This window comes from Archangium sp. (genome assembly GCF_045802675.1).
Classification (GTDB): domain Bacteria; phylum Myxococcota; class Myxococcia; order Myxococcales; family Myxococcaceae; genus Archangium.
The window spans coordinates 1-24,440 of record NZ_JBJMQO010000133.1 but is presented as its reverse complement, the minus strand read 5'-3'; the positions used below and the strand labels follow the sequence as shown (position 1 = coordinate 24,440).

Below are 24,440 nucleotides of genomic sequence, written 5' to 3'. Positions count from 1 at the left end.
GCGACGGTCATGGAACCGCTGTCTCTGCATTTTCTTCATGAGCAGGCAGGAGCCCACTTCCTGGACGTGAACGGCCGGGAGGGGGTGGCGGATTACGGGGACGTGGACGCCGAGTACCGGGCGGCCCGGGAAGCGGTGGCCCTCCATGATGCCACCTATCGCGAAGCGCTGCGGATAACCGGTGAGGACCGCGCGAGCTTCCTGCATGGCATGGTGACGCAGGAAATAAAGGGGCTGCCCGCCGGGGCGGCCACCTACGCGGCCATGATTACGGTGAAGGGGTCCATGGTGGCGGACGCCCGGGTGCTGCGCCGGGAGGCCGACCTGCTGCTGGACGTGGAGCCGGGGATGGGTGCCAAGGTCCGGGAGTTCCTGGAGAAATTCCTCATCTCCGAGGACGCGGAGCTCCACGACGCCACGGGCGAGCAGGGGGTGCTGCGGCTGCTGGGCCCCCGGACGGCCGAACTGCTGGGCGCCGCGCTGGGCAGCCCCTTCGCTCTCCTGCCCCAGGACGCCACCCGGGCCGCCACCCTGGCGGGCCAGGAGGTGCTGTTGGTAGGCGCCACCCGCTTGGAGCCGCATGGGGTGGACGTGCGAGTACCGCGGGCCGGGCTGGAGGCGGTGTGGAAGTCGCTGGAGGCGGCGGGGGCGGGGCTGGGGCTGAAGCGGCTCGGCTGGCGGGCGCTGGAGATGCTGCGGGTGGAGGCGGGCGAGCCGCGCTACGGCCAGGACATGGTGGACACCACCATCCCGCTGGAGGCGAACCTCGCGCACGCCATCTCGTACAACAAGGGCTGCTACATCGGGCAGGAGGTCATCGCGCGAGCCACCTTCCGGGGGCACATGAACCGCAAGCTGGCGGGCCTGCTACTCGGGGCCACCGAGGCGGCGCCCGGCACCGAGTTGAAGAAGGACGGCAAGAAGGTGGGCTGGGTGACCAGCGTGGTGCGCTCGCCTCGCAAGGGGCAGCACGTAGCGCTGGGCTACGTGCACCGCGATCACCTGGAGCCCGGCACGGTGCTGACGGTGGGCGAAGGCCCGGCCGAGGCGACCGTGGCGGCCCTCCCCCTCGCCTGAGCGAGGGGGTCCCATCCGGTTCCACACGTGTGGAAGTGAAACGGGAGGGGTCCCATCCGGTTCTACGCGCGTAGAAGTGAAACGGAGGGGGTCCATTCCGGTTCTACGCGCGTAGAAGTGAAACGGAGGGGGTCCATTCCGGTTCTACGCGCGTAGAAGTGAAGCGCGCCCCGGTCAGGCGCGACCCACCCCGTCAGCCTACGGAATGAAGCTCTTCTGGTAGTTCGGGTCCTCCACCGACACGGCCGCGGCGGTGGGGTACAGGGGCAGCGTGGTGTCGAGCATCACCGCCAGCTCGTTCGTCTCGCGGTGGCCGATGCTGCCCTCGTACGCGCCCGGGTGGGGCCCGTGCGCCACGCCCTTGGGGTGGAAGCTCACGCTGCCCGGCCCCACGCCGCGCCGGCTGGTGAAGTTGCCCCGGCAGTAGAAGAGGAACTCGTCGCAGTCCACCGACGAGTGCGGGTACGGGCACGGAATGGCCTCGGGGTGGAAGTCCACCACGCGCGGCACGAACGAGCAGATGAGCGCCCCGCGCGCCGCGAACGTCCCGTGCCACGTGGGCGGCAGGTGCACCAGGCCCGCGCGCGGCTGGAAGTTCAGGATGGGGAACACCCACGGGTACACCGTGCCGTCCCACCCCACCACGTCCAGCGGCGAGTGCTGGTACTCGAAGCCGTGGAAGCGGTCATCCCGCTTCACCACCAGGTCGCGAATCCCCTCGTCCTGCGGCCCGGTGAACTCCACCACCTTGAAGTCCCGGTGGCAGTAGGGCGCGTCCATGCGCAGCTGCCCCACGTCGTTGCGCCACTGACGGGGAACGTGCACCCCGCCCTTGCACTCCATGGACAGCCAGTACTGCGCCACGCCCGCGTCCGGGAGGATGCGGTGCACCAGCCCGCGCGGGATGAAGACGTAGTCCTCGGGGCCGAAGCGCAAATCCCCCAGCACCGAGCGCACCACGCCACTGCCCTGGTGCACGTAGAAGAGGTCGTCCGCGTCCGCGTTGCAGAAGTAGACGCTGTCCGCCTCGGTCGGGTGCAGCACGCCGAGCGTCACGTCCGCGTTGAACAGCAGGGGAACCCGGGCGTTGAGCGGCGCGCCGCCCTTGCGCGGCATCTCCTGCGTCTTGTAGTGCCGCTTGGCCAGCCGCTGCTCCGGCACGGCCTTCGGTGCCTCCCAGCCGCCCTTCGCCTCGCCCAGGCCCTGCGTGTGCGGAGCCTTCTGGTGGTAGGCGATGGTGTACGGGCCCTCGAAGCCGTCCCGCGTCAGGCACTCCTCGTACATCAGGGTGCCCTTCTCGTCCCGGAGCTGGATGTGGTGCTTGCGAGGCACCTTGCCCACGACGCGCCGCTCGAACATGACTTAAATCCGTCCTTCCGTCTTCTGCTGGCGCTCGATGCTCTCGAAGAGCGCGCGGAAGTTGCCGCCGCCGAAGCCCTGGTCCCCCTTGCGCTGGATGATTTCGTAGAAGAACGGGCCGGCGTGCGGGTCCTTGTAGAGCGACGCCGCGTCCTTCATGAAGATCTGGAGCATGTAGCTGTGCTCGGCGCCGCCATCCACCAGCACCTCCAGCTCGCGCAGGACGTTGATGTCCTCGTCGATCTTCTTGATGCCCAGCCGCTCGATGCGCTCGGGGAGCGCGTCGTAGTAGGTGCCGGGGGTGGGCATGAAGGAGATGCCCGCGTTCTCGCGCATCGCCTTCACCGAGGAGAGGATGTCCTTCACCACCAGCGCCAGGTGCTGCACGCCATCGCCCTTGTGGTCCTCGTTGAAGATGTTGATCTGCGAGGACTTGAAGAAGGGCTTGAGGGGCTCGTTGTTGGCGAACTTCACCCGGCTCACGGGATCCCAGATGACCTCGGAGCGCAGGCCCGAGCCGTGATCGCGCTTCTGCTTGGCGGCCACGTCCTCGGTGTGGAACTGGATCTCCCAGAACTTCTCGAAGCCCATCACGTGCTCCATCCACAGGAGCATGGGCCTCATGGTCTGGAAGTTGGACGTGATGTGGTCGATGTGCGTGAAGCCGTAGCGGTTGTGGCCGCCGCGGGGCTTCTCGTGCTGCACGAAGCCCGGGTAGAGCGGCTTGTAGCCGTCGCGCTGGATGAAGCGGAACGTGGTGTCACCGAAGGGCGTGGTGATGGAGAACTGGGCGAGCTTGCCGCCCTTCTCGTCGGTGAAGCGCTCGATGTCGGTGATGAAGGTGGCGCCGCGCTGCTCCAGCAGGCGGTAGGTCTTCTCGATGTCCTCCACCTGGTAGTTGAGCGTGCCCACCCCGTCCGGGTGCTTGCGCAGATAGCGCCAGGCACGGCCGCCCTCGCCCACCGGCTGGCTCACCACCAGCACCACGTTGCCCGCCTGGAAGACGGCGGACTTCTGCTTGCCCTTCTGAGCCAGCTCCGGGGACGAGACGCCCTGCTCCGCGAAGTCCAGCCCGTCCACGTAGAAGCGCCGGCTGCGCTCCAGGTCGTGCACGTACCAGTGAACGCTCTCCAACCCCTTGATGCCCAGCGACTCGAGCTTTGCCATGTGTGTCGACTCCTTGTGCTGCGATACCGCGAAAGTCCGTTGCTGCGTCGTAACGCGTTTCAGGCCGGTACGGCGTCGGGCTGCTGGTCCGGATGGGCCGCCAGGAAGGCCGGGAGGCTGGCGCACGCCGCCTCGATACGGGTGAGCAGCTCGAAGGGCTTCAGGTCTACCCCGAAACGCCGGGCCCCGTAGAGCTGGGGGACCAGGCAGATGTCCGCGAACGACACTGCGTGGCCCACGCAGTACGTGCCCGCCGTCTCCTGCGCGGCCGCCTGGAAGGCAATCAGGCCGCGTTCAATCCAATACGCGCACCACGCCTTGTCGTCGCCCTTGTACTCGCCCTTGATGCGCTGCAGCACGGCGAGGTTCTGCAGGGGCTGAATCCCCGAATTGACCATCTCGGACAACATCCGGGTGTGGGCGCGCAGGTAGGGCTCGGCCGGCAGCAGGGCGGGCGAGGGGTGGCGCTCCTCGAGGTACTCGAGGATGGCGAGCGACTGGGACAGCCGGCGCACCTGGCCGCCCTCGGTGAGCTCCAGCGTGGGCACGGTGCGCATGGGGTTGATGGCGCGGTAGGCGTCGCCGTGCTGCTCGCCCCCGTCCTTCACCAGGTGCACCGGCGCGTACTCGTACGCCAGGCCCTTGAGCTTGAGCGCGATGCGCACCCGCCACGAGCACGACGAGCGCCAGTAGCTGTAGAGCTTCACGGCTTGACCACCTTCTGGGAAATCCGCCCGAAGAGGCTCTGCCCCTCGGGGCCGAACATCTCGATGTCGATGGTGTCGCCCACCTTCATGAAGGGCGTCTTGGGGCCGCCCTCCTCGATGGTTTCAATCATCCGGCGCTCGGCGAGGCAGGAGATGCCGCGGGCGCGCTCCTCGTTGGACACGGTGCCGCTGCCGAGGATGGTGCCGGCGGTGAAGGCGCGCGTCTTGGAGATGTGCTGGATGAGGTCGAAGAAGGAGAAGTGCATCTCCGGGCCGGCGTCCGTGTCACCCACCACCTTGCCGTTGAGCGTGGAGCGCAGGCGCAGGTGCACGCGGCCGTCCTTCCACGCCGGGCCGAGCTCGTCCGGGGTGAGCGCGAAGGGGCTGAAGGCGCTGGAGGGCTTGCCCTGGAAGAAGCCGAAGCCCTTGGCCAGCTCGTTGGGGATGAGGTTGCGCAGGGTGACATCGTTGACGAGCATCACCAGCTTCACGTACCTGCCCGCGTCCTGGGCCTGGGTGCCCAGCGGCACGTCGCCGAGGATGACGGCCACCTCGGACTCGAAGTCCATGCCCCAGCCCTCGTCCACCATCACCAGGTCCTGCGTGGGCGCGAGGAAGGTACCCGAGCCGCCCTGGTACACGAGGGGGTCGCTCTTCATCGTCGGCGGGGGCTCGGCGTTGCGCGCCTTGCGCACGAGGATGACGTGGTTGAGGTAGGCGCTGCCGTCCACCCACTCGTAGGCGCGCGGCAGCGGCGAGAGCAGGGCGCTGACGTCCACGGGGCGGCTCTGCACGCGGCCGGCCTCGAGCTCCTCGGCCAGCGCGCGCAGCTTGGGCTCCAGCTCGTCCCACTTGTCGAGCGCGGCCTGCAGCGTGAGGGCCACGTTGGTGGCGAGCGCGTAGGCCGAGTTGTCCCGCTTGACCACGATGAGACGACCGTCGCGGGTACCGTCATTGAGGGTGGCGAGCTTCACGCGTCGGACTCCAGGCGGCCGAGGGGAGAACGGGGAGGCGGGCCGGCGCCTTGGACGGGGCTTTTCCGTGCCGGGACACGGGGTGTCAAGTGAAGCCTGCCGCCACGCGGCCCGCGGAGTTTCCCTCCCCCCAACCCCGCACCGCGTCATGGCGCGCCGCGCACGCCCGGTGAAGGTTGGGCGCGCCGTCCCTACCCGGGGTAAGCTGCGCGCCCAAGCCCCATGCCCTCCAACAAGAACGAGCTCGCCGCACGCATCGCAGTCACCCGGCCCAATGATGGGGTCCGGGGCCTCTTCTTCCGGGTGGTGTTCGACCTCGTGGAGAAGCGGGGAGGCCCCCAGGCCCTGCGCGAGCTGCGCACCGGGGGGCTGGCACGGGACATCCAGGATCTGCGCACCTACCCGGCCGCGGACTACCTCACCCTGCTCTACGGCGCGGCGGACGTGCTGGAGAAGGAGCTGGGCCCGGAGAACGCCGTCTTCAACGCCTGCGGCCGGGCGTGCGTGCAGCGCTTCTCCAGCGGACCGGGCCAGGTCGTCTTCGGGATTCTAGGCAAGGGAGACCCGCAGCGGCTCTTCGCCCAGACGCGCGTGGCCTTCAGCACCGTGGTGACGTACGGCAAGCGCGAGCACCGCCCCGCCGGCTCCCATGCGTGCATCATCTCCTACCGCGGAGACATGCAGCCGTCCGCCTACCACGTGGGCATCTTCGAGGGTGCGCTGGAGGCCCTCGGCTTCAAGGGCACCGTCACGGCGCAGGTGCTCGGCATCGACTCGGTGGACTACGAAATCGCCTGGGAGTGAGGCTCAGCCCACGCGGGTGAGCGTCAGCTCCATCACGCCCACCAGGCGCTCGCCCACCGAGGCCCAGCAGTAGAAGCGGTGATCGCTTCCCTCCACCCCGTGGAGGTGGGCGCCGAACGTCACCGTCTCCCCCGCGTAGGCGAGGCTCTCGGCGCGCACCTCGCCGTGCTTCACCAGGTAGCGCACGGACGCGTTGCCCACGAGCTCGCCCAGCAGCGTGCCCGCGAGCTGGGACAGCGCGCTCATCACCACCGCCACCGGCAGCACCGGGTGCATGGCGAAGTGGCCCTTGCACAGCTCCGCGCCCACGTTCAGCGTGGCCTTGAGGCACTCGCCATCCCGCACGGTGTCGCACAGCGGCGGCGGCTCGCGGTGGGGGTTCTGCCGCAGGGCCGCGAAGTCCCCTGACGTGCAACGCTCCTCGCGTCCGGCCCGGGGCTCGCTGCGCATGTCCTGGCGCGCGCCCTGGAAGAGCCGCATGAAGGCCGCCGCGGACAGCACGTTGTAGTCCACCTCCAGCGCGAAGAGCGGCTGGCCCTCCTCACTGGAGAGCAGCGTGTGCGCCGTCGCGGTGCGCCGCTCCTTGAAGTCCGCCTTCGCCGTGCCGCGCAGCAGCCCGGGGGCCCGGGGCAGCGGCCCCTCGTGCAGCCGCTCCAGCCGCGCGCGCCGGGCCAGGTAGTAGTGCTGCCCCTCCTTGGGGTTCACCAGCGACGCCGCGCACGAGCCGAGGATGGCCAGGTGCCGCCCCACCTCCGCGGCGTTGATGGGCGAGCACTCCCGCCCCGTCTCCTGCTCCACCGGCACGCCCGCCGTGACCTCGCCGTCACCCACCACCGTCACCGCGTGCAGCGCGAAGTAGGGGTCCCTCACGCAGATGCGCGCGTAGAGCTCCGGCCGTGGCAGCTCCTCGCCGAAACGCGCGCCCATGCCCCCGAAGGGTAGCCGGTCACCCCATAGGGTGGCCAGGGTGGGCGTCGCCAGGGCGGAGATGGAGGAGGGGGACTGCCTCGGGACGGCAAGGGGGGGTAGCAGTGCGTTGGCCATGCTTCTTCCCTCGTGTTGAGACACTGCGGGGGCAGGGTCTCTTACGACACAGAGAGGTGTCTGAACCGACACAGCGGGTGCATCCTAACCCACCCGCGTCCACTCAGGTAGGGGGGAACTTTGCCGTACGCACGAATCTCGTTGTGGCGAGGACACCCGGTCGGGAAAGCGGCTCGGCCCGCGGTTTCCCGACCTTGTGTCCTACGCGCTCAGGGCAGGGAGACGCCGAGGCTCACGCGAATCCCGAAATCACACGAGGCCGTGTTGCCGGACGCGTCCTTCGCGGTGCAGGTGACGCGGGTGAGGCCCGGCAGGAAGAGGCCGCCCGAGGGGTGTGAGCAGGTGACGGGCGCCGGGCCGCAGTTGTCCCGGGCCGACACGGCGTAGCGCACGACGACGCCCACGCCGCCGAGGTCCACCCGCGCATCGATGGAGAGCGGGCAGGAGAGGGTGGGCTTCGTGGCGTCCACCACGGTGACGATGCCCACGCATTGAGCGCTCGCCTCGCCGTCCGAGGCCGTCAGCGTGACGGCATGGCGGCCCGGGCCGAAGGACGCCTCGGGCGACTGGGAGACGGAGAGCGGCGACGGCCCGTTGTCCGGGTCATGGCTTCCGGCGTCCACGCTGGCGCGGCCCTGGCAGGAGGCATCCGCGTTGACGGTGACGTCGCGGCAGAGCGCCACCGGCGGCTGGTTGCTCTCGGGCACCTCGCAGGTGAGGTCCACCGTCGCGGAGGTGGTGTTGTTGTCCTCGACGCACTCGGTGTCGCGGCCCGAGCCCGTGCCGTCGTCGTCCACGGTGGCGAGCAGCGTGGCGGTGCCGGAGAAGGGCGAGGCCACGAAGAGCGAGACGGGAGCGCTGGCGCCCGGCGGCAGCGTGTCCGGGACGGTGGCCACGCCGAGCAGCGTGCCGCCCGAGGCCGGGTCCATGGAGAAGAAGGACACCTTCACCCCCGCGGCCACCGCGGCCTCGCCCTGGTTGCGCACGCGCGCGCCGAGCACGAGCGTGCCCGCCCCATCGCACGTGGCGGACAGCTCGGACACCACGAGGTCCGCGGCGGCATAGGGGCTGGTGCCCTCGCCGAAGTCGTTCGCCACGTTCGCGTGGAAGGTGTTGAGCTTCGGGTTGAGCCAGCCCGCCGCCGGGTGCGCGGGGATGGTGCCGTCGTCGTGGACGTTCGTCACCGAATAGGCGTGCTGGTTCCAGATGCGCCGCGTGCCGGCCCAGGCCTCGTTCCGGTCGTGGAACACGCGCACGCCGTGGCCGCCCGGGTACGCATGGTCATTGGAGACCACCACGAGCTCCGCGGCGTGGTCCCCGTCCACGTCCGCGATGACGGGGTTCTCGTGCGTGGTGGCCGAGCTGTTGGGCACCTCCCAGCGCACCGCGCCCGTGGCGGCGTCGTAGATGCGCAGCTTCAGCTCGTCGGCGAAGACGACCTCGAGCTTGCCGTCGTTCTCGAAGTCGAAGGTGGTGGAGCCCGTCCGGCCGGAGCTCTGGTCCTGGATGGGGCTCGACCACTTCACGCTCCCGTCGGCGCCGAGCACCGAGTACGCCCACTCGCCGGGCAGGCCGATCTCCAGCTGGCCGTCCCCGTCGAAGTCCGCGATGTTGGGCGGGCCACCGTGGCCTCCGCCGGGCACGTCGACGCTCCACACGAGCGAGCAATCGTCATCGAGCAGGCTCACCTTGCCCTGGCCCGACACCACGATTTCGCCGGCCGGGTCGGCGTCGAAGTTGGCCACGCCCGCGAAGCCGTGGGGAATCTCCGTGTTCGCGCACTTGAGCGTGCCATCGTGCCGGTAGACGGCGCGGTCGTTCACCACCTCCTGCAGGCCGTCCTGGTCGAGGTCCGCCGCGAAGGACACGGGGCCGGTGTACAGCGCGCCGCCCATGCCGTCAGCGCCCACCCACTCCAGCGCGCCCGTGCTGCTGTAGACGCGGTTGCCGTCGAGGATCTCCACCGTGCCATCCCCGTCCAGGTCCGCGAGCGAGGGGCCGCCCCACTCGTTGTAGTCGTACGCGTCCTCGGCCGAGCGGAACTTGAAGGTGCCATCGTTCTCCACGCAGAGGATGCCGCGGCCCGTCTCGGGGATGCCGCAGATCTCCACCTGGCCGTCCCCGTCGATGTCTCCGGCGGCGAGGCTCGCGGCGGGCTTCACCCGGGACGAGGGGTCCGTCGCGGCCCACAGCTCGTGCCCGTCATCGCCACTGACGGCCCGGAGCACTCCGTCCGAGCTGTAGTTGGCTCCCGCGAAGGTGCTGAAGACGACGTCCGGGACATGGTCCCCGTTCACGTCCACCACCACGGGCGTCATCATCACCTGGTGGTGCTCGGGCAACACCGCGCTGCCCGTCCACGCCCACTGCAGCTCCGGCTCGAGGGCGCCCGCGGGGGGAGGCAGCACCTCGCAGTGCTCGGAGAGGTGCTCCGTGCTCCGGACAGTCTTGTCCTCGGGTGCGGCCGTGGTGCCACACGCCGCCGCCGCGAGCACCCACCCCAGTGAGACGGCCAGCCGTCCATACCGCCCGTTTCTCGTCTTCATGTCCCGGCTCCTCCACGCGCGGGCCTCTCCAGACCCGCGGCCAACCCGAAGCCCCCCTGCCTGGTGGGGGCCCTGGTAGGAGATTGAGAGGAAAGCCGGGAATTGGATCTCCCGCCCCGAGCTACCGGCACGGCTGAAATATTTCGTCACACGGCCGAAGCGCGCCGGACATATGCGGGGGCCATCTTCTAGAGTGCGACCCGGGGGCAAGCGTCCGGCCGCTCATGGTGAAGCGCCAGGATATCGACCCCCTCCACTTGCCCCCGGGCCGTATCTTCATCGCTGTGACCCCAGCGGCGGTGGGGACGGCGAGAGGAGACACGCGAATGGAACCGACGACACCCTCCCCGACGGTCGAAGGCACCATCCAGGTGCTGCTGGTGGAGGACGACGAGCGCCTGGCGCGCCTCACCAGCCGCTACCTCCAGGAGCACGGCATCCTCGTCACCGTCGCCCGCACCGGCCCCGAGGGCCTGGCCGAGGCGAGCCGCCATGCCTACGACGTCATCCTCCTGGACCTCATGCTCCCGGGACGGGATGGGATGGAGGTGTGCCGCGAGCTGCGCATGCGCAGTGACATCCCCATCATCATGGTGACGGCCCGCGGCGAGGAGGCCGACCGGGTGCTCGGCCTGGAGACGGGCGCGGACGACTACCTGGCCAAGCCCTACTCCTCGCGCGAGCTGCTCGCGCGCATCCGCGCCCATGTGCGCCGGGCCCGCGGGCGCGCCGGGCCCTCCTCCCAGCCCATCCAGGCCGGCAAGCTGTCGATGGACCCTCGCAGCCTCCGGGCCACGTTGGACGGCAAGGAGCTGACGCTCACCACCTACGAGTTCGGCCTGTTGCGCGTGCTCGCCGAGCGGGCCGGGCGCGTGCTCAGCCGCGAGCAGTTGTTGGATCTCATCAAGGGCAACGCCGACGAGGTGTTCGACCGCTCCGTCGACGTGCACATCTTCCGCATCCGCCAGAAGATTGAAGAGGATCCCCGCAACCCGAAGCTGCTCAAGACGGTGCGCGGCGCGGGCTACATGCTCGCCACGGGCGGGGAGGAGATATGAGCCCCCGGCGTCCCCGGCTTCCCGGCCGGCTGCTGCTGCGCATCTACCTGGTGGGGCTGGCGCAGCTGCTGCTCATCTCCTTCGCGTTCAACCTGGCCCGGCGCTACGTCGCGGAGGGGCCCAAGCAGCGCTTCTTCGAGAGGAACGTGGGCTACTTCGTCTCCGAGTGGTCCCGCTTCCGGGACCAGCCGGAGGAGCTGCGGGGAGCCTTGGACCGGGCGGGCCAGCAGCTCCGGGTGCAGGTGACGATGCGCGCCGCCGATGGCCGGCTGCTCGCCTCCAATGTCTCGCCGCCCCGAGCGCCCCTGTCCGCCGAGGAGCTCCGCCAGCTCGAGGCGGAGCGCGTGGTGAGCAACCCCGAGCCGCCTCACACCCTGCGGGTGGCCATCCCGGAGACGGGCCCACTGCAGGCCTACGCCACCCTTCAGCTCCCCCCTCCCCCGGGGCCTCCGCCCGACTTCGGCATCATGCTCGCCGTGGTGCTCGGGTGCACGGCCATCACCTCCATCATCTTCGCCCGCTCCCTGGCCCTGCCCCTGCAGAAGCTGGCCACGGCGGCGCGGGCGTTCGGCTCGGGGACGCTGAGCGCGCGCACGGGCGTGCGCCGGCGCGACGAGCTGGGCCAGGTGGCCGAGGCCTTCGACGAGATGGCCGAGCGCCTCACCCACCTGCTGCGCTCGCAGAAGGAGCTGCTCGCCAACGTCTCGCACGAGCTGCGCACCCCGCTCTCGCGCATCCGCGTGGCCCTGGACCTCGCCAACGAAGGGGATGCCACGCTCGCGCGCGAGTCCCTGGCGGACATCGCCGAGGACCTGAGCGAGCTGGAGCGGCTGGTGTCGGACGTGCTCACCGCGGCCCGGTTGGACTTCGCCACGGAGCAGACGCCCGGTGCCACCCCGCCGCTGCGCCGGGAGCTCGTCGAGGCCGCCACGCTGGTGGACAAGGCCGCCGCGCGCTTCCGCTCGGCCCACCCACAGCACCGCCTGGAGGTGCGCATGGAGAGCGCGCTGCCCATGGTGGAGGCGGACCCGGTGCTGTTGCGGCGCGCGCTCGACAACCTGCTCGACAACGCGGGCAAGTACTCCGAGCCCCAGACGACGGTGCGGCTGCTCGCCCGCCCGCTCGAGCATGGCCTCCAGGTGGAGGTGCACGACGAGGGCATCGGCATCGACGCGAACGACCTGCCCCACCTCTTCACCCCCTTCTTCCGCAGTGACCGCAGCCGGGCGCGGAGGACGGGCGGAGTGGGGCTGGGGCTCGCGCTGGCGCGCCGCATCGTCGTGGCTCACGGCGGCACGCTCACGCTGGAGAGCCAGCCGGGCCAGGGCACCACGGCCCGTGTCATCCTGCCCTCCCTCCGTGAAGAGGAGCAGGCAGCCGAGAGGGCCGAGCGGGCCCGTCATATTTCGTAACGCGGCCGAGAATCACCGAAACATCACGGCGCATAGATCCAGGGCCATGAGGTCCACGACCGAATCGCCGCGCCACGAAGAGCAGTCCCCTCCCCTCGAGCCCACGCCCCTGCCGGTGGAGGAAACCCGGCGCCGGCGCCTGCCCGCCCGCTGGCCCCTGTGGCTGCTGGTGCTGGCCGTGGGGATCTCCGCGGGCGTGTGGCTGCTCAAGCCCAAGGCGAAGGACCCCGCGGCCAGCTTCGAGACGGCGGCGGTGCAGCGGCGCGACGTCGAGTCGCGCGTGACGGCGACGGGCACGGTGTCCGCCCTGGTGACGGTGCAGGTGGGCAGCCAGGTGTCGGGCCGCGTCCAGGAGATTCTGGTCGACTACAACTCGCCGGTGAAGAAGGGCCAGGTGATTGCCCGCATTGATCCGCAGCTGCTGCAGGCGGCGCTGGAGCGGGCCCAGGCCAACCTCACCGCCGCGAGGGCCAACGTGCAGAAAGCGCGCGTGGAGGCGGAGAACTCGCGCCGCCAGGCCGAGCGCTCCAAGACGCTGCGCGACCAGCAGTTCATCTCCCAGTCGGAGCTGGACACCGCCGAGTCCGGCGCCCAGTCGGCCGCGGCGCAGGTGACCTCGGCCGAGGCCGCGCTGGCCCAGGCGCAGGCGGCGCTCAACGAGGCGCAGGTGAACCTGCGCTACGCCACCATCGTGTCGCCCACCGACGGCATCGTCATCTCGCGCAGCGTGGACGTGGGCCAGACGGTGGCGGCCTCGCTGCAGGCGCCCACCCTGTTCACCATCGCCGAGGACCTGCGGAAGATGCAGGTGGACACCAGCGTGGCCGAGTCCGACGTGGGCCGGTTGGAGGATGGCATGCGCGCCACCTTCACCGTGGATGCCTGGCCCGGCGTCGCCTTCGAGGGCGTCATCCGGCAGATCCGCAACGCGGCCCAGACGGTGCAGAACGTCGTCACCTACGATGCCGTCATCGACGTGGCCAACCCGGACCTGAAGCTCAAGCCGGGCATGACGGCCAACGTCACCTTCATCACCGCGCACAGGGACAACGTGGTGACCGTGCCCAACGCGGCGCTGCGCTTCCGTCCCCCCGCTCCCCCCGAGGGCACGGGCTGGCTCGGCCAGGGTGGCTCGGGCGCTCAGGCAGCGCAGGCTGGCACGGGCGCTCCGCGGGGCACGAGCGCTCAGGGTGGCCCGGGAGCGTGGGAGAAGCCCGCGCCCGGCACCAAGAGGGTGTTCGTGCTGCGGGACGGCCGGCCCCACCCGGTGGGCGTGAAGCCCGGGGTGTCCGACGGCACGTACACGGAGGTGGAGGGCGACCTGCGCGAGGGCGATCAGATCATCACCGCCATGGCGGCGGGTGCGCAGGGCGGGCAGTCCTCGCAGGGCGCGAGCTCCGGCCAGCGGACGGGCGGCATGGGCGCAATGGGTGGTGGCGGCGGCAGGGGCGGCGTCCGTGCTCCGGGGCCGTTCTAGGTGAGCGGGAGGCACGTCATGAACGACCCTCGAGAGCAGCTGCCGCTCATCGCGCTACGGGGCGTGAGCAAAATCTATCGGACGGGCGACGTGGAGGTAGCGGCCCTGCGGGGCGTGGACTTCAGCGTGGAGTCGGGCGAGTTCGTGGCCATCATGGGCTCGAGCGGCTCGGGCAAGTCCACGCTGATGAACCTGCTCGGCTGCCTGGACCGGCCCACGGCGGGCCAGTACTTCCTGGACGGGCAGGACGTGTCGAGCCTGGACCGCAACGGCCTGGCCATCGTGCGCAACCGCACCCTGGGCTTCGTCTTCCAGAGCTTCAACCTGCTGGCGCGCACGAGCGCCCTGGAGAACGTGGAGCTGCCGCTGCTCTACGCTGGGATGCCCGCGCGCGAGCGGCGCAGGCGGGCGCGCGAGGCGCTCGAGCGGGTGGGCCTGGGCGCGCGCCTGGACCACCACCCGCGCCAGCTCTCCGGTGGCCAGCAGCAGCGTGTGGCCATCGCCCGGGCGCTGGTGGGCCAGCCCCGCGTCATCCTCGCCGACGAGCCCACGGGCAACCTGGACTCGCGCACCAGCGTGGAGGTGATGGCGCTCTTCCAGGAGCTGCGCCACGAGGGGATGACGCTCGTGCTGGTGACGCACGAGCCGGACATCGCCAACCATGCCGGGCGCGTGGTGGTGGTGAAGGACGGGCGCATCATCTCGGACCGGCGCCAGCAGCCGGTGCCCGCGGAAGTACCCCCGCTCGAGGAGGCCGTGTCATGAACGTGCTCGAGACGATGTGGCTGGCGGTGCACGCCCTGCTGCGCAGCAAGATGCGCTCCTTCCTCACCGCGCTGGGCATCATCATCGGCGTGGGCGCCGTCATCGCCATGGTGGCCATTGGCGATGGGGCCCGGGCCAGCGTGCAGAAGGTCTTCGACGCCATGGGCACCAACCTGCTCATCGTCATGCCCGGCTCCACCAACTCGGGCGGCGCACGGGGAGGCTTCGGCAGCCAGCCCACCCTCACCTGGGACGACCTGGAGGCCCTGCGCACGCAGCTGCCGAGCGTGCACGCCGTGGCCCCCGAGATGCGCACCAACACCCAGGTCTTCTCCGAGGACCAGAACTGGACCACGAGCGTGACGGGCACCACGCCCGACTTCTTCGACGTGCGCGGGTGGACCATCGCCACCGGCCGGCGCTTCACCGCGGCGGACGTGGAGGCCGGGGCCAAGGTGGCTGTCATCGGCCAGACGGTGGTGGAGAAGCTCTATGGCTCGGGGTTCGATCCCGTGGGCCAGGTCATCCGCATCAAGAAGACGCCCTTCACCATCGTCGGGATGACGGCGCGCAAGGGCCAGTCGCCCATGGGGCAGGACTACGACGACAGCATCCTCGTGCCCGCCACCACCTTCCAGCGCCAGCTCCAGTCGCAGAGCCTGGGCAAGTACATCACCGGCATCCTCTACGTGCAGGCGGATGCCACCGCCGGCACCCCGAAGGCCCAGCAGGACGTCATCGCCCTGCTGCGCGAGCGGCACCGGCTGGGCGAGGAGGCGCCCAACGACTTCGACGTGCGAGACCTGTCCGAGCTGGCCAACAGCCGCCAGCAGAGCACCGAGACGCTCAGCCTGTTGCTGGCCTCCATCGCCGCCGTGTCCCTGGTGGTGGGCGGCATCGGCATCATGAACATCATGCTGGTGAGCGTCACCGAGCGCACCCGGGAGATTGGCGTGCGCGTGGCGGTGGGCGCCCGGCCCCGGGACATCCTCCTCCAGTTCCTCATCGAGGCGCTGGTGCTGGCGCTGCTCGGAGGGCTCCTCGGCACGGGGTTGGGCGTGGGCGTGGCCCAGTTCCTCGCCGCCCAATTCCAATGGCCGCTGCTGTTGCGGCCGGATGTCATCTTCGTCGCGCTCGGCTTCAGCGCGCTGGTGGGCGTGGGCTTCGGCCTCTACCCCGCGCGCAAGGCGAGCCAGCTCGACCCCATCGATGCCCTGAGGTACGAATGATGCGCCTCCTCTTCCCGCTCCTCGGCCTGCTCGCCGCCTCGCCGGTATGGGCCCAGCAGCAACCGCGGCAGCGCGTCCTCACGCTCGCGGAGGCCCTGCGCACCGCGCGCGAGCGGCAGCCGCAGCTGCGCCAGGCCCAGGCCAGCACCTCCGCGGCCAACGCCCGCGCGGACCAGAACTTCGCCTCGCTGCTGCCCCAGGTGAGCGCCAGCGCCTCGTACCAGAAGTCGCTGCGCAGCGGCACCTCCACCACCACCCCGGGCACGACGACCCCCTCTGGCTTCATCAGCCGCGAGGGCCTCAACGTGGGCGCCTCGGTCAACCAGCTCCTCTGGGACTTCGGCCGCACCACGGGCCGGTGGCACTCGGCCCAGCAGTCCGCCGAGGCCCAGGAGGCCACCGAGGCCCAGACGTTGCTCAACGTGCTGTCCAATGTGCAGACGGCCTACTTCAACGCCCTGGCGCAGCAGGCGCTGGTGCGGGTGTCCCAGGAGACGCTGGAGAACGAGAAGGCGCACCTGGCCCAGGTGCAGGCCCAGGTGCAGGTGGGCACGCGGCCGGAAATCGACTTGCTGCAGCAGCGCACGGCGGTGGCCAACGCCCAGGTGCAGCTCATCCAGGCGCGCAACAACGCCGCCACCAGCAAGGCCCAGCTCAACCAGGCCATGGGCGTGGAGGGCACCACGCAGTTCGCCGTCCAGGAGGAGGCGGTGGCGCTCGTGCAGGGTGAGAACGAGCCCGTGGACACGCTGGTGGACGTGGCCTTCGAGGGCCGGCCGGACCTGCGCGCGAGCGAGCACCAGCTGCGCGCCCAGGAGCTGACCATCTCCGCCACGCGCGCCAACTACCTGCCGAGCTTCTCGGCTCAGGTGTCGGCGACGGACTCGGGCCCCAACCCGGCGAACCTGGACTGGGGCGTGACGGGGCAGGTGGGGCTGAGCTGGTCCATCTTCCAGGGCGGCCTCACCCGCGCCCAGGTGCGCGAGCAGCAGGCCAACCTCAACAACGTCCAGGCCCAGCGGGACGCACTGCGCCAGACGGTGCGCCTGGAGGTGGAACGCGCGCAGCTCGCCGTGACGGCCGCGCGGGAGAGCGAGTCCGCCGCCGAGGAAGCCCTCACCAATGCCCGCGAGCGGTTGCGCCTGGCCGAGGGCCGCTACCGTGCCGGCGTGGGCAACATCATCGAGCTGTCCGACGCGCAGCTGTCCGCCACCAACGCGGCCGTGCAGCGCGTGCAGGCCGCGTACAACCTGGCCACCGCGCGCACGGAATTGGCGCGCGCGCTCGGACGGGCGGCCGGCCCCACGGCGTGAGGCCCGGAGTCAATCTGTCGGGTTTTCGGGGTATGTCTATTCTGTGCGGGAAGTCCTGGTGGTAGGATATGCGCTTGTCCGCCCGGTCACCGGGCGGGCATGTCCCCCTTCCCCAGGAAACGCACATGAACAGCCCCATCCGTACGGCGGCCCTCGCGGCCACCGCTTTCGCCCTGCTCGCCGCGCCGGAGGCCTCGGCCACCAACTACTCGCTGTGGATCCACGGCAAGAACGGCGGCGGCACCCAGATTGGCAACTATGCCGACTTCTCCAACTGGGGCCCGAGCAGCGTCTCGGCCGGCGTGAACAAGAAGGCCGTCAACTGGAACGGCTCGCAGAGCATCGCCTCGCAGAACGGCTACATCCGCAACGCGCTCGACTGCTTCTGCACCGGCACCAACTGGTGCTACATCGCCGTGCACAGCGCCGGTGACATGCAGATCGGCTACACCCTGGCGCTCTACGGCAGCAGCGCGCGCAACATCAAGAACGCCACGCCCGGCGCCGGCGGCGTCTGTGGCGACGCGGGCGGCACCCAGACGGGCTGGAACATCAAGTGGGTGGACGTGGCCTCGGGCGCCGGCGGCGGCAGCGAGCTGGCCGACAACGGTGACTGGGCGGTGAGCGACCCCATCGTGACCGACCTGAAGACCGGCAACGCGCGCGCCAAGTACAACCACAACGTCACCGGCTCGAAGTGGTTCTACATGTTCGCCGCGTCCAAGGGCACGGCCTACTCCGGCATCCTCCCGGGCCAGGACGACGAGGCCGTGGCCTACCACTCCACCGGCGGCGTCTCCGTCAAGGGCAGCTTCTGCAACCCCGGCGACTGGTTCTGCGACGGCACCCTGAACACGGGCACCGCGGCCACCAGCAACGGCAAGGCCCTGTGGTCCTTCCACACGGTCAGCTTCCGTGACTCCAACGAGTCCTACAACCACTACCAGAACGGCAACTGGGAGAACATCGTGGGCGTGGTGCGCCAGGACATGGCCACCTACGCCTACTGAGCCGTCCTGAAGTGTCCTGACGCGGTGCCGAGGTGTCCCGAGCCGTCCCGGAGCTCAGGCCACCTCGTGCCTCTCGCCGCCTTCCGCGGCTCCCTCCGGGGAGCCGTGGGGTCAGCGGGCCGTCCAGCCGCAGTCCAACATCTGGGCGGCGCCGGTGATGCCGCCCGCGGCCTCCGAGCACAGGAAGGCCACGTAGGCGGCGACCTCCGAGGGCTCCAGCAGGCGCTTCACCGCCGCCGGGGCGAGCATGATGCGCTCGATGACCTCGGTCTCGGTGAGGCCGTGCACGCGGGCCTGGTCCGCTATCTGCTTCTCCACGAGCGGCGTGCGCACGTAGCTGGGGCAGAGGGCGTTGACCGTCACGCCCTTGTCCGCGGCCTCGAGCGCCACCGTCTTGGTCAGCCCCATCAGCCCGTGCTTGGCGGACACGTAGGCGGACTTGTACGGCGAGGCCACCACGCCGTGCAGCGAGGAGACGTTGATGATGCGGCCCCACTTGCGCGCGTACATCATCGGCAGGGCGTACTTCGTGAGGAGGAAGGGCCCCACCAGCATGATGCGGATCATCAACTCCCAGCGCTCCTCCGGGAACTCCTCCACCGGAGACACGTGCTGGAGGCCCGCGTTGTTCACCAGGATGTCGAGCCGGTCCCACTCCTTCTGGGCCCGGTCCACCAGCGCGCGGCAGTCCTCGCGCGAGGACACGTCTGCACGCTGCGCGAGGGCGCCCGGAATGCGCGACGCCACCTCCCGCGCGCCGGCCTCGTCGAGGTCCGACACCAGCACCCGGGCCCCACGAGCGCCCAGGTCCTCGGCCACCGCCCGGCCGATGCCACTCGCCGCGCCCGTGACGAGCGCCGTTCTTCCCGTCAGCTCTCCCATGGACGTGCCTCTCAGAGCGTCATGCGCAGGGTGAGGAAGGCGGACAGGTCGCGCTCGTTCAGGTCGGACTTGCCCTCGATGTCCTTGGTGTACGTGGCCACGCGGGCGCCCAGCGCCACCTGATCGAACATCCACCAGGTCGCGCCCACGTTGAGGTACGTGGTGGTGGTGTGGAGCACGGGCTCGCTGGAGGGGTTGCTGCCGGTGGGAGGGATGAAGGACGGCGTGTGGTCCGCCACGCGCGCGTAGTTGAAGCCGATGCCGGAGCGGCCGAAGAGGAACACGTCCAGGCCGCCCGAGAGCGTGAGCGCGTCGAAGGGCGTGCCCAGGAGCTGGTTGGCGTAGCCCGCGGCCGAGTTGACGACGTTGTTCTGCACGCGCGCCACGTTGAAGAAGGGCGTCACCTCGAAGGGCAGCGCCGGAATCATGCCCTTGAGCTTGAGCTTCACGTTGCCGCGCAGGTTGTAGCCCTGGATGGGCGGGTCGTCCGTCGTGCTCTCCTGGTAGTTGATGTTGAAGACCTGGGTCATGGCCTTCGCCTCGAGCCAGGGGCTGTCGTAGGAGAGCGAGGGGCTGACGACGCGGAAGTGGATGTCGTCATCCGGCTGGCCGTTGCGGAAGTTGGCCAGGGGCCGCTCCCAGAAGCGGCTGTTGCCGCCGAAGGAGCCACCCACCATGTAGGAAGCCGAGGAGCTCAGCGGGTTGGCCTCGGTGTAGCTCAGGCCCACGGTGAAGCCCCAGCGCGAGTAGCGCGCCTGCACGCCCTGGCCGCGGTTGAAGCCGCTGTAGAGCAGGGGGTCTCTCGTGTACTTGTCCGCGAGCAGCACGTCGCCCATGTGCGCGGAGAAGAAGTCCACGCTGGCGGGGTCCAACAGGATGCCCGCCTCCACCGTGGCGCCCCAGCGCTGCAGGCGCAGCACCTGATCTCTCACGGACATGGAGGCCGTGCCCTCCCAGATGCCCGAGCCGTGGCTGCGGAGGTTGCGCTCGAACTCGCTGCGGAAGGTGACGTAGGGGCCCAGACGGCCCTCGGCGCCGAAGCGGGCGATGGCCACTGTGGTGAGGCGGCTCTCCTTGCCGGGGTTGGGGTTGAGCAGGAGGTTCTCCGACTGGAGACCGCCGGCGATGGAGAGCACCGGGTTGATGAAGTACGTGTCACTGCCCAGGGCGAAGAGGGGCCGGGTGGCGGGCGTCGGAACGCCGAGCACCAGCGCCTCGGGCTCCTGCTTCCCGGCCGGGTCTGGCTTCGCGGGCGGGGCGGCGGGAGCGGGCGCGGCCTGCGCGGCCTGCGCGGCGGGGGCATCGGCGGGCGCGGCGGCGGGGGTCTCGGTGGCCTGCGCACGGGCCGGAGCCGACAGCAGGGCGGACGCCAGCGTGCACGCGAGCGCCAGGCGGGACGCGGAGGGGAACGAGGGATTCATGGGGGGAGAGCTCACGGTGCGGCTGCGGTGAAGAAGAGACCCGCCGCCCGCGGGCAACCACGGCCACGGGCGGCGGGGGGAGACTGCCACGGGGACTACTTCGCCAGGAAGTCCATGGCGAGCTTCAGGCCGGCGTCGGAGCGCAGCGAGCCGAAGTGGTTGGCGATGAAGCCCTTGTTGAAGTAGCCGCTGGTGTCGTAGTCGTTGAGCGTCGTCAGCTTGTTCTCCACGCACCCGGGCATGTTGATGCGCGAGGCCGCCTCGGACACGTAGTAGTCCTGGTAGTTGGCGCCCTGCTGGATGTCCGTCATGGTGATGGTGAGGTACTTCACCACGTTGCCGCCGCACTGGCCCGTCTTGCCGAAGGCGTAGTCACCGTCCGCGCACGGGGTGGCGAACAGGTCCTTGGGGCCGTTGAGCGGCTTGTGGAAGTACGTCTGCACGTAGTTGGAGCGGCTGCCCATCTCGCAGACGATGGTGCCACGCATGGTGAGGTTGGCGGTGCACAGGCCGGCGTCGAAGGTGGACACGCCGTGGTTGGCGCCCGAGCCGAGGATGACGTGGCTCAGCTGCGGGAAGGGGTTGACGGCGTCCGGCTTGCCGTCGGCGTACTCCACGTACATGCGGCGCAGGGCGTCACGCACCACCGTCACGCCCAGCGAGTGGCCAACGAGCGCCACCTTGCGGCCCGGGTTGTTCTTCATCACCGCCTTGACGAGCGACTGGAGGATGGGCGTGGACCAGCCGTGGTCGATGTTGCCCGCCGCGTTCTCCGTGCTGCTGTTGGCGGTGGGGTCCACGGCGGCGATCAGGTCCGTGCGCATGTCCACGGCGATGACGCGGTAGTGGTTCTCGATGAGCGCCTCGGCCAGCTGCACGCGCTGCGTGGCGTCCGGGTTGAACTGGACCTTCTCCACGGTGGCGTTGATGCCCGTGCCCGCCGGCAGGAGGAACTTCTCCCAGGTGTGCGGCCGGGTGGAGTTGCCGTGCACCAGGATGACGATGGGCTTGGTGGTGTCCTCGGCGTTCTGCGTGTACTCCTTGGCGGCGCAGGGGTAGCCCTCGATCCTGGCCTTGTCCCCGTCGAGGAAGCCCGTGGCGGCGTTGGGGCCGCCGAAGTCCGAGCGCCCGGTCCACTTGCCGTCGTTGTTGCCGTTGACGTAGGGCGTGGTGCCGCCGGTGTTGGACTTGTCGTAGTAGAGGTTCTCCACCGTGCAGCCGGGGTGGTTGGTCAGCGGGCGGTACTTGCCGTCGTACTGCTTGTAGGTGCTGGGCGTCTGCCGGTCGGCGAGCGCCGGCTCCACCATCTGCGCCGCGTCATGGATGGACCAGGAGGCCACGTCCACGCCCTCGGCCTTCAGCTCCTCCTGACGGGCGGAAATCTGGGCGCGGCACTTCTCCACCGTCACCTCGGCCTCCTCGGTCCCGCCACCACCGGGGGGGGGAGTGGGCTTGTCGCACGCGGACAGCGCACAGGCGGCGAGGCCGGTCGCGAAGAGGCGGAAGGTGAACTTGGACATCCTCATGTAGGGCTCCTGTCGGGAGAGACTGGGGTTGGAGTGACGGCCCCGCGCGTGGCGGGCGGCACCCCCGTGAAGGCCGGCCAGCGTCGGCGGCGGCGCCATCCTAGCGCGACTTGATGCCGGCTTCATGTCTGCATGATGCGTGATTCATGTTCGCGCGGGTTTGACATTGCGCGTCATGCTCCCACCCCGTACGAACCTGACGCCTGGTTCATGTCTGCATGATGCTAGCTTCATGTGACTTCCTCCCTCGGAAACCGTGGGTTTGACATTGCGCGTCATCGCCCGGCGAAATTCCTTACACGAATCCGTATAAGCAGTATTCAAAGGATTGTGGTAAGGCATTACCTTCCCTTTTCCGGGAGGACACATGCTGAAGAGACGTTTCGGAGGAGTTGTCGGGGCACTTCTCGCCGTTGCGGTCTTCGGGTGCGAGGCACTACCGCCCCCAGGAGAAGCACCCCCTCCCCTGGGCACGGTGCAGAGCCCGCTGACGCAGGTGACGAGCTTCGGCACCAACCCTGGCAACCTGAAGATGTGGAAGTACGTGCCGGCGGGCATCCCCGCCAACGCCCCGCTGGTGGTGGCGATGCACGGCTGTACCCAGACCGCGGACGCCTATACCAACACCGGGTGGAACGCGCTGGCGGACCAGCTCAAGTTCTACGTGGTGTACCCGGAGACGCAGAGCTCCAACAACCAGAACAGCTGCTTCAACTGGTTCGAGCCGGGTGACATCGCGCGCGGCCAGGGCGAGGCGCTCTCCATCAAGCAGATGGTCGACAAGATGAAGACCGACCATTCCATCGACGCCAGCCGCGTCTTCGTCACCGGCCTGTCGGCGGGCGCGGCGATGACGCACGTGATGGCGGCCGCCTACCCGGACGTCTTCGCGGGCGCCGCCATCATGGCCGGCATCCCCTACAAGTGCGCCCTGACGATGAACGACGCCTTCAGCTGCATGAGCCCGGGCACGGACAAGACGCCCCAGGCGTGGGGTGACCTGGTGCGCGGCGCCTTCAGCGGCTACACCGGCAGCTACCCGAAAATCTCCATCTGGCACGGCACGTCCGACTACACGGTGAAGAACACCAACCAGCAGGAAGCCCTCGAGCAGTGGACGAACGTGCACGGCATCGACCAGACGGCGGACGTGAGCGACACGGTCGCCGGCTACCCCCACAAGGTCTACAAGAACGCGGCGGGCACGGCGCTGGTGGAGACGTACGCCATCACCGGCATGGGCCACGGCACGGCCATCGACCCGGCGACCCGGTTCCCCGGCGGCGCGGCGTGCGGCACCGCGGGCGCCTACGTGCTCGACACGGACATCTGCTCCACCTGGTATGTGGCGAAGTTCTTCGGGCTCGACAACTCGGACACCGTCGCGCCCACCGTCGGCATCTCCGCACCCACCAACGGCTCGAGCGTGAGCGGCACGGTGAACGTGACCGCCAACGCCACCGACAACGTGGGCGTCGCCAAGGTGGAGTTCTCCATCGACAACACGCTGGTGGGCACCGACACGGCCTCGCCCTTCGCGTACAGCTGGAACACCGCTGCCGCCACCAACGGTACGCACACCCTGGTGGCCAAGGCCCATGACGCCGCGGGCAACACCGCCACCTCCAGCACCGTCTCCGTCACCGTGAGCGGCGGCATTTCCGACACCACCGCGCCCACCGTGGCCATCACCTTCCCCACCGCCGGTGCCACCGTGGCCGGCGCCATCGACATCGCCGCCACCGCGACGGACGACATCGGCGTCACCAAGGTCGAGTTCCTCATCGACGGCACCGTGGTGGGCCAGGGCGTGTCCTCGGCGCAGGCCGGGCCGTACGAGTTCAACTGGAACACCACCTCGCATGCCACGGGCACGCACTCCCTCCAGGCGCGGGCCTATGACGCCGCGGGCAACACCGCCACCTCCAGCGCGGTATCCGTGACGGTGGACCAGAACTCGGTGCGCTTCACCGAGCGCTTCTCCAACGCCGGCCCCGACAACGCGGGCTGGAGCCTCACCGAGTGGGCGCTCGACTCGAGCGACCAGACGGGCGTCACCGGCAGCCAGTCCATCCTCGGCTCGGCCCTGCCCGCCTTCAACACCGTCACCCGCACCGCCAGCGTCGCCGTGGCCCTCACCGCCAACCCGCGCCTCACCTACTGGCGCAAGCTGGACCTCTCCGGCGCCAACACCGCGGCCTCGGCGTCCTTCAAGGTCATCGTCAACGACGGCACCGACCACGTGGTGGACTCGGTGACCAAGAGCGGCGTGGGCACCCTCACCGAGTCCAGCTGGACGCAGCGCGCGGACATCGACCTGTCGGCGTACGCGAACAAGAACGTCACGCTGCGCTTCGTCGTCACCGGCACGGACACCGGCTCGAACATCACCCGCGCCAAGGCGTGGGTGGACAGCATCTCGGTGGGCCCGCCGAGCGCCTCCGCCGACACCACGCCGCCCACGGTGAACGTCTCCGCCCCGGCCAACGCCGCCACCGTCAGCGGTACGGTGGACGTGGCGGCGAGCGCCTCGGACGCGGTGGGCGTGACGAAGGTCGAGTTCTACGTCGATGGCGCGCTGGCCAGCACCGACACGGCCTCGCCCTTCGTCTTCACCTGGAACACGGCGGGCGTGTCCAACGGCAGCCACGCGCTCATGGCCAAGGCGT

19 protein-coding genes are annotated in these 24,440 nt (G+C 69.8%); 10 read left to right on the top strand and 9 right to left on the bottom strand.

The features are described from left to right. Window positions 1–9: 9 nt before the first annotated feature. Window positions 10–1,077, top strand: a complete 1,068-nt coding sequence (locus ACJ8AN_RS36995) for a YgfZ/GcvT domain-containing protein (RefSeq protein ID WP_407760306.1) — start codon at window positions 10–12, stop codon at window positions 1,075–1,077. A 198-nt stretch (window positions 1,078–1,275) separates the two neighbouring features. Here ACJ8AN_RS36995 and ACJ8AN_RS36990 read toward each other — a convergent pair whose 3' ends face one another. The 4 genes from ACJ8AN_RS36990 to ACJ8AN_RS36975 are packed head-to-tail and all read right to left on the bottom strand — an operon-like array spanning window position 1,276 to window position 5,284. Further along, window positions 1,276–2,436, bottom strand: coding sequence for a homogentisate 1,2-dioxygenase (locus ACJ8AN_RS36990; RefSeq protein ID WP_407760305.1), 1,161 nt, complete (start codon window positions 2,434–2,436; stop codon window positions 1,276–1,278). 3 nt (window positions 2,437–2,439) lie between these two features. Further along, on the bottom strand, window positions 2,440–3,603 hold the full coding sequence (locus tag ACJ8AN_RS36985) for a 4-hydroxyphenylpyruvate dioxygenase family protein (RefSeq protein ID WP_407760304.1): 1,164 nt from the start codon (window positions 3,601–3,603) through the stop codon (window positions 2,440–2,442). Between the two features lie 59 nt (window positions 3,604–3,662). After that, window positions 3,663–4,310 carry a maleylacetoacetate isomerase gene (gene maiA, locus ACJ8AN_RS36980; protein WP_407760303.1) on the bottom strand — a complete coding sequence of 216 codons (648 nt, stop codon included), beginning with the start codon at window positions 4,308–4,310 and terminating at the stop codon, window positions 3,663–3,665. Next, window positions 4,307–5,284, bottom strand: coding sequence for a fumarylacetoacetate hydrolase family protein (locus ACJ8AN_RS36975; protein WP_407760302.1), 978 nt, complete (start codon window positions 5,282–5,284; stop codon window positions 4,307–4,309). Before ACJ8AN_RS36975 ends, maiA begins: the two co-directional genes overlap by 4 nt. A 222-nt stretch (window positions 5,285–5,506) precedes the next feature. On the opposite strand from ACJ8AN_RS36975, the gene ACJ8AN_RS36970 reads away from it, so the two are divergent. Then, complete coding sequence (locus ACJ8AN_RS36970; RefSeq protein ID WP_407760301.1) at window positions 5,507–6,088, top strand: TIGR02265 family protein; 582 nt, start codon at window positions 5,507–5,509, stop codon at window positions 6,086–6,088. Window positions 6,089–6,091: 3 nt separating this feature from the next. Here the strand turns inward: ACJ8AN_RS36970 and ACJ8AN_RS36965 are convergent, their stop codons facing one another. Next, window positions 6,092–7,132 carry a 3-hydroxyacyl-ACP dehydratase FabZ family protein gene (locus ACJ8AN_RS36965; protein WP_407760300.1) on the bottom strand — a complete coding sequence of 347 codons (1,041 nt, stop codon included), beginning with the start codon at window positions 7,130–7,132 and terminating at the stop codon, window positions 6,092–6,094. A 209-nt stretch (window positions 7,133–7,341) separates the two neighbouring features. After that, the gene (locus ACJ8AN_RS36960; RefSeq protein ID WP_407760299.1) at window positions 7,342–9,678 is read right to left on the bottom strand and encodes an FG-GAP-like repeat-containing protein; all 2,337 of its coding nucleotides are present in this window, start codon (window positions 9,676–9,678) and stop codon (window positions 7,342–7,344) included. A 326-nt stretch (window positions 9,679–10,004) separates the two neighbouring features. On the opposite strand from ACJ8AN_RS36960, the gene ACJ8AN_RS36955 reads away from it, so the two are divergent. From ACJ8AN_RS36955 to ACJ8AN_RS36925, 7 genes are all read left to right on the top strand, one after another. After that, on the top strand, window positions 10,005–10,736 hold the full coding sequence (locus tag ACJ8AN_RS36955) for a response regulator transcription factor (RefSeq protein WP_407760298.1): 732 nt from the start codon (window positions 10,005–10,007) through the stop codon (window positions 10,734–10,736). Continuing rightward, window positions 10,733–12,148 (top strand): sensor histidine kinase, encoded by a 1,416-nt coding sequence (locus ACJ8AN_RS36950; protein ID WP_407760297.1) that lies wholly within the window; start codon window positions 10,733–10,735, stop codon window positions 12,146–12,148. Before ACJ8AN_RS36955 ends, ACJ8AN_RS36950 begins: the two co-directional genes overlap by 4 nt. A 46-nt stretch (window positions 12,149–12,194) precedes the next feature. Then, window positions 12,195–13,625, top strand: coding sequence for an efflux RND transporter periplasmic adaptor subunit (locus ACJ8AN_RS36945; protein WP_407760296.1), 1,431 nt, complete (start codon window positions 12,195–12,197; stop codon window positions 13,623–13,625). A gap of 18 nt (window positions 13,626–13,643) precedes the next feature. Next, window positions 13,644–14,390 carry an ABC transporter ATP-binding protein gene (locus ACJ8AN_RS36940; RefSeq protein ID WP_407760295.1) on the top strand — a complete coding sequence of 249 codons (747 nt, stop codon included), beginning with the start codon at window positions 13,644–13,646 and terminating at the stop codon, window positions 14,388–14,390. Next, complete coding sequence (locus ACJ8AN_RS36935) at window positions 14,387–15,619, top strand: ABC transporter permease (protein WP_407760294.1); 1,233 nt, start codon at window positions 14,387–14,389, stop codon at window positions 15,617–15,619. The genes ACJ8AN_RS36940 and ACJ8AN_RS36935 overlap by 4 nt, the downstream gene beginning before the upstream one ends. Then, window positions 15,616–16,932 carry a TolC family protein gene (locus ACJ8AN_RS36930; RefSeq protein WP_407760293.1) on the top strand — a complete coding sequence of 439 codons (1,317 nt, stop codon included), beginning with the start codon at window positions 15,616–15,618 and terminating at the stop codon, window positions 16,930–16,932. Before ACJ8AN_RS36935 ends, ACJ8AN_RS36930 begins: the two co-directional genes overlap by 4 nt. A 125-nt stretch (window positions 16,933–17,057) precedes the next feature. Beyond that, window positions 17,058–17,942, top strand: coding sequence for a hypothetical protein (locus ACJ8AN_RS36925; RefSeq protein WP_407760292.1), 885 nt, complete (start codon window positions 17,058–17,060; stop codon window positions 17,940–17,942). 111 nt (window positions 17,943–18,053) lie between these two features. Here the strand turns inward: ACJ8AN_RS36925 and ACJ8AN_RS36920 are convergent, their stop codons facing one another. The 3 genes from ACJ8AN_RS36920 to ACJ8AN_RS36910 all read right to left on the bottom strand — a co-directional run bounded on the left by ACJ8AN_RS36920 (window position 18,054) and on the right by ACJ8AN_RS36910 (window position 21,771). Next, window positions 18,054–18,824: a 3-hydroxybutyrate dehydrogenase gene (locus ACJ8AN_RS36920; protein ID WP_407760291.1), complete on the bottom strand. Its 771-nt coding sequence runs from the start codon at window positions 18,822–18,824 to the stop codon at window positions 18,054–18,056. 11 nt (window positions 18,825–18,835) lie between these two features. Continuing rightward, window positions 18,836–20,245, bottom strand: coding sequence for a hypothetical protein (locus tag ACJ8AN_RS36915; RefSeq protein ID WP_407760290.1), 1,410 nt, complete (start codon window positions 20,243–20,245; stop codon window positions 18,836–18,838). A 95-nt stretch (window positions 20,246–20,340) separates the two neighbouring features. Further along, on the bottom strand, window positions 20,341–21,771 hold the full coding sequence (locus ACJ8AN_RS36910; protein ID WP_407760289.1) for an esterase/lipase family protein: 1,431 nt from the start codon (window positions 21,769–21,771) through the stop codon (window positions 20,341–20,343). A 367-nt stretch (window positions 21,772–22,138) separates the two neighbouring features. Between ACJ8AN_RS36910 and ACJ8AN_RS36905 the strand changes: the two genes are divergently transcribed. Beyond that, window positions 22,139–24,440: PHB depolymerase family esterase (locus ACJ8AN_RS36905; protein WP_407760288.1), on the top strand; the 2,302-nt coding region annotated here is incomplete at its 3' end.

What these genes read in the sequence shown, in the direction of transcription:
- ACJ8AN_RS36995 (WP_407760306.1), top strand. Translation starts at nt 10, where the DNA reads ATGGAACCGCTGTCTCTGCATTTTCTTCATGAGCAGGCAGGAGCCCAC.
- ACJ8AN_RS36990 (WP_407760305.1), bottom strand. Translation starts at nt 2,436, where the DNA reads ATGTTCGAGCGGCGCGTCGTGGGCAAGGTGCCTCGCAAGCACCACATC.
- ACJ8AN_RS36985 (WP_407760304.1), bottom strand. Translation starts at nt 3,603, where the DNA reads ATGGCAAAGCTCGAGTCGCTGGGCATCAAGGGGTTGGAGAGCGTTCAC.
- ACJ8AN_RS36970 (WP_407760301.1), top strand. Translation starts at nt 5,507, where the DNA reads ATGCCCTCCAACAAGAACGAGCTCGCCGCACGCATCGCAGTCACCCGG.
- ACJ8AN_RS36965 (WP_407760300.1), bottom strand. Translation starts at nt 7,132, where the DNA reads ATGGCCAACGCACTGCTACCCCCCCTTGCCGTCCCGAGGCAGTCCCCC.
- ACJ8AN_RS36960 (WP_407760299.1), bottom strand. Translation starts at nt 9,678, where the DNA reads ATGAAGACGAGAAACGGGCGGTATGGACGGCTGGCCGTCTCACTGGGG.
- ACJ8AN_RS36955 (WP_407760298.1), top strand. Translation starts at nt 10,005, where the DNA reads ATGGAACCGACGACACCCTCCCCGACGGTCGAAGGCACCATCCAGGTG.
- ACJ8AN_RS36950 (WP_407760297.1), top strand. Translation starts at nt 10,733, where the DNA reads ATGAGCCCCCGGCGTCCCCGGCTTCCCGGCCGGCTGCTGCTGCGCATC.
- ACJ8AN_RS36945 (WP_407760296.1), top strand. Translation starts at nt 12,195, where the DNA reads ATGAGGTCCACGACCGAATCGCCGCGCCACGAAGAGCAGTCCCCTCCC.
- ACJ8AN_RS36940 (WP_407760295.1), top strand. Translation starts at nt 13,644, where the DNA reads ATGAACGACCCTCGAGAGCAGCTGCCGCTCATCGCGCTACGGGGCGTG.
- ACJ8AN_RS36935 (WP_407760294.1), top strand. Translation starts at nt 14,387, where the DNA reads ATGAACGTGCTCGAGACGATGTGGCTGGCGGTGCACGCCCTGCTGCGC.
- ACJ8AN_RS36930 (WP_407760293.1), top strand. Translation starts at nt 15,616, where the DNA reads ATGATGCGCCTCCTCTTCCCGCTCCTCGGCCTGCTCGCCGCCTCGCCG.
- ACJ8AN_RS36925 (WP_407760292.1), top strand. Translation starts at nt 17,058, where the DNA reads ATGAACAGCCCCATCCGTACGGCGGCCCTCGCGGCCACCGCTTTCGCC.
- ACJ8AN_RS36920 (WP_407760291.1), bottom strand. Translation starts at nt 18,824, where the DNA reads ATGGGAGAGCTGACGGGAAGAACGGCGCTCGTCACGGGCGCGGCGAGT.
- ACJ8AN_RS36915 (WP_407760290.1), bottom strand. Translation starts at nt 20,245, where the DNA reads ATGAATCCCTCGTTCCCCTCCGCGTCCCGCCTGGCGCTCGCGTGCACG.
- ACJ8AN_RS36910 (WP_407760289.1), bottom strand. Translation starts at nt 21,771, where the DNA reads ATGAGGATGTCCAAGTTCACCTTCCGCCTCTTCGCGACCGGCCTCGCC.